The following is a 12301-nucleotide window of genomic DNA, read 5'->3' on the forward strand; positions in this document are numbered from 1 at the left end:
TACAACCTTTCGATAAGTGCGTGCAACACAGGGGTGAACCGCCAACGTGTCGACAACCCGGCTGCCCAATCGCCGACTTGGCCGTTGTTGCGCGCGAAGGCGGTACCGGATGTCGTCAGCCTTGTCCGGCCCGGCCGAGGCGCCTGCCGGTCCGGCGGAGACCCCCGTCAGCGCCTCGGCCGACGGCATCTACCACGCGGCCCGCACGGGAATCGCCGACGGGACCGACGCGGCGCAGGCGCGCCTGCCCAGCGAGTACGATCTCACCGGCCGCGAGAGGCCCCGGGGATGCCTTGCGGCCCGGTCGAAGGCGCGGCAGAATGCGGGCATGTCGGTCGAAGCCGTGTATCTGTTGAGGAAGGACCAGCCCGGCTGCGCCATCCGGGAGCTCGACGACGTGCGCCTGCTTTCGGACGTCGTGACCCTCGATGGGGACACGATCCCCGCCGGTCGCGAGGGGACGGTGGTCGCCGTCTGGGGTTTGGGTGACGCGTTCGAGGTCGAGTTTCCGGAACCGATGGGCGCTCTGGCGACGGTGGAAGCGGCGTGCATCGCGCGGATCGGGCGCTCGGTGCCTTGATCGACCGGGATCGGGAACCGCTTTTCGAGGTTCCCGAAGACAAGATCGTCCATTACCTGCTGAACGTGAACCATCCGAAAGACGGTCCAAAAGCCCGGTCTTTCCTGACCTTCGGCTTCGATCCGTCCTGACCCATGCAGTTGGCGGAGGCGCTGCTGGCCCAGCGGACCGCGACCGGCCTGCGGATTCAGGAAACGGACGTCGCGGGACGAAGACGCCTGATCTGCGAGGGCCCGATCGTCGCCCCCGACGGGCGCAGCCCGACCGTGCGAACGGTGTGGCAGCTCTCCGACGGCGTTGCGTGGCGTCTCATCACCGCCATCCCGCGGACACGGTGAGGAACCGCTCCGCGCCGTCTCCGCGGCATTCCTTGACCCGCCGCGCAGGACGGGCGTATCCGGCGGACACCGTCACAACACGCTGTGGTTGCCGATCGCGGGAAAGCCAGGGATGAGCGCCGGAGCAGGCCTTCGCGCGCGGCGCGCCGGTGCTGGCGGCGACCACGCCGCCATCGGGCAAACGCCGTGAGCGCCTCGCCCCTGCCAAGACGCGCCTGCCATGACCCGCCTGCCATGACCCGCCTGCCATGACCCGCCTGCCATGACCCGCCTGCCATGACCCGCCTGCGCCTCATCGCCGACGACCTGACCGGCACCCTCGACACCGCGGCCGGCTTCACCGGCCTGTGCGGGCCGATCCCGGTGGCGTGGCCGGAGATCCTGACCGACGCCGGGTCCGGGTGCCTGGCGATCGATTCCGGCACCCGCGAACGGGCGGCCGCGCCGGCCGAGCGGACCGTCGGGGCCGTGGCGCCCCGCCTCCGCGGGGCCGACATCGCCTTCAAGAAGGTCGACAGCCTGCTGCGCGGCCCCTGGGCGGCGGAGCTCGCGGCGGTGATGCGGATCGGCGCCTGGGACCGCTGCATCGTCGCGCCGGCCTTCCCCTACCAGGGGCGCCGCACGGTGGACGGGCGCCAGCACGCCCGGGGCGACGGGGGCTGGGGGCCGGTCTCCGGCGACATCGCCGCGGCGCTGCGGGCCGCCGGGCTGCCGGCGCGGCGGGCCGCCGTGGCGGAGGGCCCCGTGCCCGGCGTGGCGGTCTACGACGCGGCGTCAGACGCCGATCTCGCCCGGGTCGCGGATCTCGGCCGCGGCGGCCCGGTCCTGTGGTGCGGCAGCGGCGGCCTCGCGGCGGCGCTGGCGCGGGGCACGGCGGCGCCGGGCGACGACCGCCTCGTCGGGCCGGTGCTCGGCCTGTTCGGCTCCGACCGGCCCGAGACCGCTGCGCAGCTCGCGGCCTGCGGCCGCCACCGGCTGGTCCTGGCACCGGACGATACCGACCATGCCGGATCGGTGAGCGCGCGCCTCGATCGGGACGGCGTCGCCCTGGCGAGCCTGGCGCTCCCGGAGGGCACCGCCCGGGAGGCCGCCGCCGCGCGGATCGCCGGGGCCTTCGCGGGTCTCGTCGACCGGATCCCGCAGCCCGGCACGCTGCTGGTGGCGGGCGGCGAGACCCTGAAGGCGCTCTGCCTCGCCCTGCAGGTCGAACGCCTCGACGTCACCGGCCAGATCGCCCCGGGCCTGCCCCGCTCGACCCTGCGGGGCGGCCGCTGGGACGGGCTCGCGGTGGTGTCGAAATCCGGCGCCTTCGGAACGGAGGGCGTCTGGCGGGATCTACTTCATCGGAACGGCTTCACGCCCGACAGGAGCGACCCATGACCCCCCACCTCGCGATCACCATGGGCGATCCGGCCGGGATCGGCCCGGAGATCATCGTCAAGGCCGCCGCCCGGCTGAAGGACCGGATCGCTGTCGGTGATCTGCGGCTTGTCGTGATCGGCAGCAATCCGGCCCTGCACCGGGCCGAGGCGGCGCTCGGCCTCCTGCCCGAGCCGATCCCGGAGGTGACCGAGGACGGCGCCTGGCCGGCCCTCTGCTGCCTCCAGGCGGACGCCGAGGGCGCCCCGATCGAGCCCGGCCGGCTCTCGGCCGATGGCGGTCGCTTCGCCTACAAGGCGATCGAATCCGGGGTGCGCCTCGCCCTGGCGGGCCGGATCGGCGGCATCGTCACGGCGCCGCTCAACAAGGAAGCGCTGAACAAGGCCGGCTACCACTATGCCGGCCACACCGAGATGCTGGCTGAACTCACCGGGGTTCGCGGCTCGGTGATGATGCTGGCCCACGGCAACATGCGGGTCTCCCACGTCACCACCCACGTCGCCTTGGAGGACGTGCCCAAGCGCCTGACGCCGGAGCGCCTGCGCCTCGTGATCGACCTCACCGACAAAGCCCTGAAGGGCCTGGGCTTCGCCGCGCCCAAGATCGCGGTCGCCGCGCTGAACCCCCATGCCGGCGAGGGCGGCCTGTTCGGGCGCCAGGACATCGATGTCAGCACCCCGGTGATCGCGCAGGCCAATGCCGACGGGCTGAACATCCACGGCCCGGTGCCAGGCGATACGGTGTTCGTGAAGCTGCGCGCCGGCCAATACGACGCGGTGGTCGCGATGTACCACGACCAGGGGCACATCCCGGTGAAGCTCCTGGGGTTCGAGATCGATCCCGCCACCGGCAAGTGGATGGACCTGTCGGGGGTGAACATCACCCTCGGGCTGCCGATCATCCGCACCTCGGTCGATCACGGCACCGCCTTCGACATCGCCGGCCAGGGGATCGCCAACGAGCGCAGCCTGATCGAGGCGATCGAGTATGCCGAGCGGCTCGCCGCCAACCGCCAGGCCGCGTGAGCGCGGCCGAGCCGCGAGGCGACCGCGGTCCGGATCTCACCCGCACGCGTCCCGCGCCTCGCCCGGCCCCTCGCCCGGAGAGCTCGCAGATCGGACTGGACGCCACGGGCACAGCCACGGGTCGGTGAAGGGGCGCGGGCCCGTCAGGAGCAGGCCGTCCGGAGGGGCGGGTTCGGGGCGGATCCGTGCCGGGGCTCGGACAGGCGGATCGGCAGCTCGGTGAGGCGCAGGGATCGGCGCAGGGTCCGTGACAGGGCGTCCACCAGCATGGTCAGGAGGGCGGTCGCCCCGATCAGCAGCACGGCGACGTCCAGGCGCAGCTCCGAGATCGCGGCGTCGACGTAGAAGCCCAGCGTCGCGACGCCGAGGATGCCGAAGATCGCGCTCTCGCGCAGGATCAGTTCCCAGCGGTAGAGCAGGTAGGCCAGGAACTGCCCGTAGAGCCGCGGCACCGTCTCGTAGCTGTAGAGGTTCAAGCCCGTCGGGGCGTCGGCCCGGTAGGGGAGATCGTCGGCATGGCGCCCCATCAGATAGCCGACGATGCCGGCATTGTGGATCGTCAGCGCCAGGATCGCCGGCAGCATCGAGGGTCCGAGCAGCTGCAGCAGCACGTAGGCGAGCATGTATTCCGGCGTCGAGCGCACGACGACGAGGAGGACGCGCCCGAATGGCTGGCCGATCGGACCGGCGAACCGGCGGGAGGCCAGGGGGAACAGGAGCAGGGCGCCCAGCGCGGTGGCGACCAGCGCGACCTGAGCGAGCACCAGGGTCTGGACCGCGCCGGGCAGGATCTGCTGGGTGAGGATCGGCTGGAACCAGAGCCCGAGCCGGCTCCAGGTCGTCGGGTCGAGGAGCGCGCCGGACCGGAGCGGGCTCGGGACGATGTCGTGCGTCACGAACCGTCCCAGGCTCGCGAGCCAGTGCGTCGTCCCGACGGTCCGCGGCAGGGCGAGGACGCTGGCGACGAGGAGGACCGGCAGGGTCGCGAGCCGCATCCACAGCCGGCGCGAACCGATCAGGGCGTAGAACACGAGGAGCAGGGCCCCGGCCTCGGTGTAGCGGCCCTGCCGGAAGGCGGATTCGAGGTAGAAGCCCATGGTCGGCAGGCCGATGAAGCCGAGCACCAGGGTCGAGCGCATGGCGCATTCGAACCGGTAGAGCGTGTAGTGCCGGAAGGCGGCGGCTACATCCGGCAGGCGGCCGTAGACGAAGGCCGAGACGGCACCGGTTCCCGCGGGCAGCACCCGCAGGGCCGCGAGGTCGGCCTCCTCCATGATCTCGGAATAGACCTTGGCGCAGATGCCCGCATAGGGCAGCGCGATGGCGAGGATGCCGGTGGTGGCCGACAGGCCGAACACCTGCATCAGGAGCAGCGCCCAGAACAGCTCGTGCACGGAGCGCAGGCCGGCGCAGACGAGGCGCACGCTCCGGGCCCGGGCGAAGGGTATGGCGAGGACGAAGCCGGCCCCGGCCCCCAGCGTCACCCCGAGGATCGCGAAGGCGACGGTGTAGACGACGCTCCAGACCTCCACCGCCGGGAAGTCCGGATGGAGCAGGCCGCCGAGCAGGCGCCGCAGGTCGGCCCAGGGATGGAGGCTGGTGACGGCGAGATCGGCCGCCAGGAGCGCGGCCAGCGCGCCGGCCGCGAACCAGCGCGTCACCGCCGCGTAGCCCCAGCCCGGGATCCGGCGGAGGACGCTCACGCCGCCTGCCCGTAGAACGGGACCAGGGCCGCTTCGTCGAGATCGCGGGCGGGGGCGTCGAGCACGATGCGCCCGGCATCGAGGACGACGATCCGGTCGGTATGCGCGAGCGCCAGGGCGATGTCGTGGAGGGCCAGCACCAGGGTCTCGTGGCGGGCGGAGAGCCGCTCCAGGACGCGGCCGCCCTGCGCGCGGTCCAGGGCTGAGACCGGTTCGTCGCCGATCAGGATCGGGCGCCCGTCATAGAGCGCGCGCGCCACGGAGACGCGCTGCTGCTGCCCCCCCGACAGGGCGCCGGCCTTGGCGCGCAGCTCGCCGGCGAGCCCGACCTCCCCGAGCACGTCCCGGATCTCCGACAGGTCGGCCCGGGCCGGGAACGCCAGGGTGCGCAGGTTGTGCAGGGTCGAGCGCCGGTCGAGCCGGCCCATATAGACGTTGTGGAAGACCGACAGGGTCCGCACCAGGGCCGCCGCCTGGGGGATCAGCGCGGTGCGGGCCCGCGCCTGGGCGTGGATCAACCCGAGCAGGGTCGACTTCCCCGCCCCCGAGCGTCCCATCAGGGCGACCCGCTCGCCGGCCCGGATGGTCAGGTCGACCCCGAACAGGACGGGCTTGCCGTCATAGGCCGCCCGGGCGCCCGACAGGACGATCTCCGGCTCGGGTCGGGGTACGGTCACCGCGCTGCGCCCGCGTCAGTCCAGCAGGCCCGTGGATTTCGCCACCCGCTCGATCGGCGCGTAGGCGGCATTGGTCACGGGGATGAACTTCGAGCGGGCGAAGGGCGCGAGGATGGCCGGATCGGTGATGCCGACGAGCGCCGCCCTCAGCTTGTCCGTGAAGCCGGCGCCGTAGATCGCGTCGACATCGCCCCGCACGGTCCACTGGTAGTCGGGAAAGGGCGGGCTCTCCCAGATGATGCCGACGTCCTTCGGATCGACCTTGCCGGCCTTGCTGTCGAGGTCCCAGACCGAGTAGTCGACCGCCCCGACCTCGAAGGCCCCGGACTGGACGAGCTGGATGGTGCGGCTGTGGTCCCCGGAGAAGCCCACGCGGGCGAACACCTCGTCCGGAGTCTTGCCCGGGAACGCCTCGCGGATGAAGTATTCCGGCATCAGGCGCCCCGAGGTCGAGGCGCGGGAGCCGAACGTGAACGTCCTGCCGGCGATCGCCTTCGGGAAGTCGGCCGCCTTCGTCAGGCCGGTCTTGGTGTTGGCGATGAGGTAGGTCTTGAAGGCCGCGTCCTCCGCGCCCTGCGCGATCGCCTGCGCGCCGGGGGAGGCCTTGCGCGCCTGCACCCCGGTGAATCCGCCGAACCACGCGAGCTGGACCTGGCCGTTGGTGAAGGCCGTCACCGCCGCCGGGTAGCTCTTCACGGGGATGTACGTCACGGGCACGCCGAGCTTGTCCTCGAGATAGGTCGCGACCTTGCCGAAGCGCTCCACGAGGCGGCTCTCGTCCTGGTCGGGAATGCCGGTGAAGACGAAGGCCGGCTTGGCGCGCTCCTGCGCGCCCGCGGGACCGGACACGACGAGACTTCCCAGCCCCGCCAGCAACGCACCGTTCAACGTCCGTCTCAGCATCGCCGCTCCCAGCCGTGTTCCGACATTCGACGCCCGCAGGCAGAGGCCGATGGACCCGTCCCTTGACGGCTAGCGCATCGTCGCGGAAACCGGAACCGGGACGCGACGCTAATTTTCTGATCCGCATCGTCTTTTCCCGAAAGCCGGAACCCGCCTCCCGGGACGATGCGCGCGTGCCGGCGCGGGTTCGCCACGCCGGGCGACCCCGTGTCGCGGATGGATTTCGCCGGGCGATGCCGCGCGATCGCGGCAGCGGGCCCTTGTCTGGTAGGACCGGCCCAACCCGCGCCCGTCACAGCCCCCGATGCCACAGGAATCAGCCATGGACACGCCCCCGGTTCGCCTCACCAGCCTCGCCCATGGCGGGGGATGCGGCTGCAAGCTCGACCCCGCGGTGCTGCGCACGCTGCTGGCCGACCAGCCGGTGGCCGGCCCGTTCGAGCGCCTGCTCGTCGGCAACGAGACGGCCGACGACGCGGCGGTCTGGGCGCTGGATGACGGGACCTGCCTGATCGCCACCACGGACTTCTTCACGCCGATGGTGGACGATCCCCACGATTTCGGCCGGATCGCCGCCACCAACGCGATCTCCGACGTCTACGCCATGGGCGGCAAGCCGATCCTCGCGCTCGCCATCCTGGGCATGCCGGTGGGCAAGATCGCCCCCGAGGTCGTCGCCCGGATCCTGAAGGGCGGCGCCGCGACCTGCGCGGAGGCGGGCATCCCCATCGCGGGCGGCCACTCCATCGACACGCCGGAGCCGATCTACGGCCTCGCGGTGATCGGCCTGTGCGACCGGGCCCGCGTCCGGCGCAACGCCGACGCCCGGGCCGGCGACGTGGCCATCCTGACCAAGCCCCTCGGCGTCGGGATCTACTCCGCCGCGATCAAGCGCGAGGCCCTCGATGCCGCGGGCTATGCCGATTTCGTCGCCACCACGACGCGCCTCAACAGGGTCGGGGCGGATCTCGCGGGCGACGCGGAGGTCCACGCCATCACCGACATCACCGGCTTCGGCCTCCTCGGCCACGGCCTCGAACTCGCGCGCGGCGCCGGCCTGACCTTCGTCGTCGCGGGCGGCGCGATCCCGCTCCTGCCCCGGGCCGAGGCGCTCGCGCGGGACGGCTTCGTCACCGGGGCCTCGCACCGCAACTGGGCGAGCTTCGGCGACCACGTGACCCTGCCCGAGGGTCTGCCGGACTGGCGCCGCCACATCCTGACCGATCCCCAGACCTCCGGCGGCCTGCTCGTGACCTGCGCGCCCGGTCGGGCCGCGGCGATCCTGGCCCAGGTCCGCGCCGCGGGCTTCGCGCAGGCCGCCATCGTCGGTCGGTTCGAGGCCGGCCCCCCCGGCATCCGGGTCGAGGCCTGAGGCGGGTTCGATCCCGCCTCGTGCGCCTGCTGCGCGCGGCTAGAGCGCCACGGTGCGGAAGCCGGCGAAGACGTCGCGGCGGTCCGGGCCGAAGAAGTTGCGATAGGCGGTGTCGACCATGCGCGCGCGGGTCGCCCAGGCGCCGCCGCGCAGCACCTTGCGGGTCCCGAAGGCGGGCTCCGAATACTCCTTGTAGGCATCGGGCGCGAAGCCGGGGAAGGGCAGGAACGGGCTCGCCGTCCATTCCCAGACGTTGCCGAGCATCTGCCGGCAGCCCCAGGCGCTGTCGCCCGCGGGGTAGGCGGCGACGTCGACGCAGCCGAGATGGCCGCCGTCGAGATTGGCGCGCTCGGGGGTGGGCGCCGCCTCGCCCCAGGGGTAGGGGCGCTTGGCCGTGTCGAGGGTCCCGTCGCGGGCCGGGGCACCGGCGGCGGCGGCCTCCCACTCCGCCTCCGTGGGCAGGCGCCGTCCCGCCCAGCGGCAATAGGCGTTGGCCTCATGCCAGCTGACGTGGACGACCGGCTGGTCGGGGGCCAGCGGCGCGTCCCGGTCGAACCTGCGAACGGTCCAGTCCCGCGTGCCGCGACGCGTCCAGTAGATTGGGTGCTCGGCGCCGCAGCCGTCGCGCCAGCGCGCGCCCTCCGCGTCCCAGTAGGCGGCCTCCCGGTAGCCGCCATCCGCCACGAAGGCCGCGAACTCGGCGTTGGTCACCGGCGCGCGGGCGATGCGGAACGGCGCGACGGAGACGGGATGCGCCCATTTCTCGTTGTCGAAGACGAAGCCGCCGCCGGGCTCCGCCCCGAGCCGCCAGGTCCCGCCGCCCACGGCGACGTCGCCGGGCCAGGGACCGGTTCCCGCAGGCCGGGCGGAGGCCGATGCGGCGAAGGCGGGCGCGGGGTAGCCGAGGGTCTGGCGCGTGTAGGTGAAGGCCTCGTCGTGCATGTCCTCGTGGAAGATCACGAGCTGGTAGAGGTCGGCCTCCTCGGGTGTGGGCTCGCGATCGGCGAGACGCCGGATCAGGGCCGCGTGGACGCGGGCCATGTAGGCGAGGGTCTCGGGCAGCGCCGGCAGCGGGATCGACCAGCGCGTCGCGTGGGGCACCCGCGCGGAATCGTAGAGCGCATCGGCCCCGTCCATCAGGGGCGGATGTCCGTCGGGGCCGCGCAGGATGAATTGTTCGTGGAACCAGGCGAGATGCCCAATTTCCCAGAGGAGGGGGTTCACGATGTCGTGCTGTGGCCCCATGCGTTGCGCACGGTCGAGGCCTGCCACGAGTTCGAGCGTTCGCGCCCGGGAGTCCTGCAGCATCGCCACGAGATCGGCGGCGGAAACCTGTGCGGTCATCAGACGTCCTGGAAGCCTGTCGCAATCATGAAGATCAGCCTCATCACGCCGGCGGCGAAGCGGTCGCGCGCTGGGAACCGGACGACGGCGATGCGCTGGGCCCGCATCCTCGGCGATCTCGGCCATCAAGTCGACGTGGCGACGACCTACGATCCGGAGAGCGAGGCCGACCTGATGCTGGCGCTGCACGCCTGGCGCAGCGCCGCGTCCATCGCGCGGTTCAAGGCGCGCCACCCGGAGCGGCCGCTCATCGTCGCCCTGACCGGCACCGACGTCTACCACTATCTCGCGGCCGACCCGGAGCCGACGCTGCGCTCGCTCGACCTGGCCGACCGGCTGATCGGCCTGCACGACCTGATCCCCGCCGCCCTTCCGGAGCGTCACCGCGCCAAGGTCGATGTCGTGTTCCAGTCCGCCCTGCCCCGTCGCCAGCGCTGGCCGGCCTCCGCGGAGGCATTCGAGGTCCTGGTCGTCGGGCACCTGCGCGCCGAGAAGGACCCGTTCCGCGCCGCCCGCGCCGCCCGGCGGCTTCCGGCCCGGTCGCGCTTGCGCGTCGTCCATCTCGGCGGGGCCCACGAGGCGGTCTGGGCGGCCCGGGCGCACGCCGAGATGGCCGAGAATCCGCGCTACCTGTGGCTCGGGGACCGGCCCGGATCCCTGGTGCGGCGCTGGCTGACCCGCGGGCGTGTCATGGTCCTCAGTTCCCACCAGGAGGGCGGGGCCAACGTGGTGTCGGAGGCCGTCGTGGCCGGCCTGCCGGTGATCGCCTCCGACATTCCGGGCACCCGCGGCCTGCTGGGACCGACCTATCCCGGCTATTTCCCGGTCGGCGACGACGCGGCCCTGGCCGACCTGCTCCTGCGGGCCGAAGAGGAGCCCGGGTTCCTGAGCGCCCTCGGCGCCTTCTGTACAGAGCGCGCGGATCGCTTCGCGCCGGCCCAGGAGCGCGAGTCCCTCCGCCAGGTCGTCGCGCGCTGCAGGGCGTAGCACGCCGCCCCGGCACGGCCTGCCGGCCGGCGACAGGTTTGCCGGGCGCCGGCCCCCGCTGGCGCAGCGGATCGGGCGCGGCAAGCGCGCCGGCATGGCCGGACAGCAGGTCGGATCGCCCGGGATGGGGTGCGGGCACCGCATCCCGTCGGGTCGCCTCTCACCCGGCCGGACGGCGGACCTGATAGGCGCGCAGGCCCGGTCCGGGACCGGCGATCTCGAGGGCGCCGGCCTCCCCCAGCGCCAGCATGCGCCCGAACAGGACGGCGTCCCCCGTGCCGTCGCCGCTCGGCGCGTCCCAGAACGTCGCCATCGCCCGGCCGATCAGGCGCGCGGCGATCTCCCGGTCCGGGCCGGCCTGCCCGACCAGCAGGGCGTCGTAATGCGTGAGCGGTGCCGACACCAAGCGCCCGGCCCGCACGATCCGGAACGGCGCGTTCTCGCGCTGCAGGCGCGACCACGCATCCGACGCCGCCCGACGCGCGTCGGGCGAGAGCGGACGCCGGCGCGCGTAGAGGTTGGACGCGACGATGTCCTGCCGCCGCAGCATACCGAGGGACCAGGGGCTCCGGATCCCGTCCGCCGTCGTGATGTCGAGGTCGGTCGCGTCGACGAAATCGAAGGGCCTCCCGTGCATCCGGGCGGCGAAGGCCAGAAAGCAGGCGTGCTCCGCCGGCGCGCGCAGGCACGCCCAGAACACCGGCGCGGTGCCGGGCGCGGTCGCTGTGGCCCAGGCCTGTTCCGCGTCGATCAGGTCGTCGTCGCGTTCATCCCGCAGCGCGGACCCCGACCGCAGGACGGACCTGTCCCAGGCCTGCCGGGTATCCGCATCGGCCGGGTCGATGGAACCGACGCTGAGGCTGTCGGGCAGGCCGATCACGGGCTCCGGGATGCCGAGCGACGCCAGGGCGTCGCGCAGCGTGGCGGCGACCGACCGGCCGAACACGACATGGACGATCCGGGCACCTTCCGTCATGCGACGTCTCCCCTGCGCTGTCTCCCCTGCGACGTCTCCCGGGCAGCGGCACCGATGCCCGTATCCCCGAGCGGATCGGTCCGAGGCGGGATCAGGCCGGGCGGTCGCCCCGCGTCTGGCCCGACGCTGCCGTGACGCCTGTCGGGGCTGCGCTTGAGAGCGGTCGTTCCGCCCGGGGATCGTTTCGCGGAATGGATGACGCGTCTCTGGCCGCGGAACTATTCAGCCCACCTAGAGTTCGGATCTCTGTTTCCAGATTGTTTCTATAATTCCAGGAGGGGTGTAACGATCATGTCACTCAGGTTCATGGGATTGGCCGCAGGCTTCATGATCGTTGCCACGAGCCTGGCCACACCGGCGACCGCTCGCGGCGGCGATCGGGTCGCGGGATTGAACGGCGCTCCGACAAGCTGGGCTCGGATGACCCGGAACCGCGCGACGACGCATCGGCGGCACATGATGCGGAAGGGGGCTGGGACGGCCTCCGCGTCGGCGCCGAACGGCCGCGGAATCGGTATGGGGCCAACCGGCCAGCCGAGCGGCGTCAAGTAGGGCGCGCAAGTCCGGTCGAGCGCGGCGCCGGAGCGGCTCGACCGCGCATCGGCCATCCGCAACCCCGGCCACGCGCGGCTCGCCGCGCACGGCCGGGGACCGAGGCTTACTCCTTCAAGGACACTCCATTGTTCAAGCGATCTGCGCGTGCCTTTTCGGCCTGTCTGGGAACCGTCGGCGGTCTCGGACTCATGATCCTGGCGATGTCGAGCGCGGTGCAAGCGCAGTCGGCGGGGAGCCGGATCGACCAACCCACGCCCGCGACCCTTCCTCCGGGGACCCATCGGTCCGACAGTCCGGTGGCGCCGGCCGACCAGTCGACGGGTCGCGTCGCGCCGCCCAGCGCCATCAGTTCGTCCACCGATGTGATGACGTCGGGGGGGTCGGTGCAGGGCGCGGGAAACGGCGGCACGGTCGATCCGATCCAGCACCTGCCCACGGACATGCGTCGCTGATCGGGTGGC

General features: G+C 72.6%; 13 protein-coding genes. 8 read left to right on the top strand and 5 right to left on the bottom strand.

All coding sequences use genetic code 11. The features are described 5' to 3' along the window. Nucleotides 1-121: 121 nt before the first annotated feature. The 5 genes from AC3IF1_RS02235 (at nt 122) to pdxA (ending at nt 3323) form a co-directional block, all read left to right on the top strand. Complete coding sequence (locus AC3IF1_RS02235; RefSeq protein ID WP_489215510.1) at nt 122-580, top strand: hypothetical protein; 459 nt, start codon at nt 122-124, stop codon at nt 578-580. Continuing rightward, nucleotides 577-711, top strand: a complete 135-nt coding sequence (locus AC3IF1_RS02240; protein WP_489215512.1) for a hypothetical protein — start codon at nt 577-579, stop codon at nt 709-711. Before AC3IF1_RS02235 ends, AC3IF1_RS02240 begins: the two co-directional genes overlap by 4 nt. A gap of 3 nt (nt 712-714) precedes the next feature. Next, the gene (locus AC3IF1_RS02245; RefSeq protein ID WP_489215514.1) at nt 715-918 is read left to right on the top strand and encodes a DUF6883 domain-containing protein; all 204 of its coding nucleotides are present in this window, start codon (nt 715-717) and stop codon (nt 916-918) included. Nucleotides 919-1194: 276 nt separating this feature from the next. Next, complete coding sequence (locus AC3IF1_RS02250; RefSeq protein ID WP_489215516.1) at nt 1195-2298, top strand: four-carbon acid sugar kinase family protein; 1104 nt, start codon at nt 1195-1197, stop codon at nt 2296-2298. Then, complete coding sequence (pdxA, locus tag AC3IF1_RS02255; protein WP_489215518.1) at nt 2295-3323, top strand: 4-hydroxythreonine-4-phosphate dehydrogenase PdxA; 1029 nt, start codon at nt 2295-2297, stop codon at nt 3321-3323. The genes AC3IF1_RS02250 and pdxA overlap by 4 nt, the downstream gene beginning before the upstream one ends. 143 nt (nt 3324-3466) lie before the next feature. Here the strand turns inward: pdxA and AC3IF1_RS02260 are convergent, their stop codons facing one another. From AC3IF1_RS02260 to AC3IF1_RS02270, 3 genes are read right to left on the bottom strand one after another with little or no spacing between them, the layout of a single operon-like run. Continuing rightward, nucleotides 3467-5026 (bottom strand): PhnE/PtxC family ABC transporter permease, encoded by a 1560-nt coding sequence (locus AC3IF1_RS02260; protein WP_489215520.1) that lies wholly within the window; start codon nt 5024-5026, stop codon nt 3467-3469. Beyond that, the gene (locus tag AC3IF1_RS02265) at nt 5023-5703 is read right to left on the bottom strand and encodes an ATP-binding cassette domain-containing protein (RefSeq protein WP_489215522.1); all 681 of its coding nucleotides are present in this window, start codon (nt 5701-5703) and stop codon (nt 5023-5025) included. The genes AC3IF1_RS02260 and AC3IF1_RS02265 overlap by 4 nt, the downstream gene beginning before the upstream one ends. A 15-nt stretch (nt 5704-5718) precedes the next feature. After that, on the bottom strand, nt 5719-6606 hold the full coding sequence (locus AC3IF1_RS02270; protein WP_489215524.1) for a putative selenate ABC transporter substrate-binding protein: 888 nt from the start codon (nt 6604-6606) through the stop codon (nt 5719-5721). A gap of 322 nt (nt 6607-6928) precedes the next feature. Between AC3IF1_RS02270 and selD the strand changes: the two genes are divergently transcribed. Next, nucleotides 6929-7978: a selenide, water dikinase SelD gene (gene selD, locus AC3IF1_RS02275; protein WP_489215526.1), complete on the top strand. Its 1050-nt coding sequence runs from the start codon at nt 6929-6931 to the stop codon at nt 7976-7978. Between the two features lie 39 nt (nt 7979-8017). Here selD and senA read toward each other — a convergent pair whose 3' ends face one another. Then, nucleotides 8018-9322: a selenoneine synthase SenA gene (gene senA, locus AC3IF1_RS02280; protein WP_243968896.1), complete on the bottom strand. Its 1305-nt coding sequence runs from the start codon at nt 9320-9322 to the stop codon at nt 8018-8020. A 27-nt stretch (nt 9323-9349) separates the two neighbouring features. On the opposite strand from senA, the gene senB reads away from it, so the two are divergent. After that, nucleotides 9350-10309 (top strand): selenoneine biosynthesis selenosugar synthase SenB, encoded by a 960-nt coding sequence (senB, locus tag AC3IF1_RS02285; RefSeq protein WP_489215529.1) that lies wholly within the window; start codon nt 9350-9352, stop codon nt 10307-10309. Nucleotides 10310-10469: 160 nt separating this feature from the next. Here senB and AC3IF1_RS02290 read toward each other — a convergent pair whose 3' ends face one another. Next, nucleotides 10470-11285, bottom strand: coding sequence for a DUF3658 domain-containing protein (locus AC3IF1_RS02290; RefSeq protein ID WP_489215531.1), 816 nt, complete (start codon nt 11283-11285; stop codon nt 10470-10472). A gap of 743 nt (nt 11286-12028) precedes the next feature. Here AC3IF1_RS02290 and AC3IF1_RS02295 point away from each other — a divergent pair. Further along, nucleotides 12029-12292, top strand: a complete 264-nt coding sequence (locus AC3IF1_RS02295; RefSeq protein ID WP_489215533.1) for a hypothetical protein — start codon at nt 12029-12031, stop codon at nt 12290-12292. Nucleotides 12293-12301 lie beyond the last annotated feature (9 nt).

This window comes from Methylobacterium sp. E-012, from assembly GCF_057836545.1.

Coding starts and splice junctions, on each gene's coding strand:
- AC3IF1_RS02245 (WP_489215514.1), top strand. CDS start 715: ATGCAGTTGGCGGAGGCGCTGCTGGCCCAGCGGACCGCGACCGGCCTG.
- AC3IF1_RS02250 (WP_489215516.1), top strand. CDS start 1,195: ATGACCCGCCTGCGCCTCATCGCCGACGACCTGACCGGCACCCTCGAC.
- pdxA (WP_489215518.1), top strand. CDS start 2,295: ATGACCCCCCACCTCGCGATCACCATGGGCGATCCGGCCGGGATCGGC.
- AC3IF1_RS02270 (WP_489215524.1), bottom strand. CDS start 6,606: ATGCTGAGACGGACGTTGAACGGTGCGTTGCTGGCGGGGCTGGGAAGT.
- selD (WP_489215526.1), top strand. CDS start 6,929: ATGGACACGCCCCCGGTTCGCCTCACCAGCCTCGCCCATGGCGGGGGA.
- senA (WP_243968896.1), bottom strand. CDS start 9,322: ATGACCGCACAGGTTTCCGCCGCCGATCTCGTGGCGATGCTGCAGGAC.
- senB (WP_489215529.1), top strand. CDS start 9,350: ATGAAGATCAGCCTCATCACGCCGGCGGCGAAGCGGTCGCGCGCTGGG.
- AC3IF1_RS02290 (WP_489215531.1), bottom strand. CDS start 11,285: ATGACGGAAGGTGCCCGGATCGTCCATGTCGTGTTCGGCCGGTCGGTC.
- AC3IF1_RS02295 (WP_489215533.1), top strand. CDS start 12,029: ATGATCCTGGCGATGTCGAGCGCGGTGCAAGCGCAGTCGGCGGGGAGC.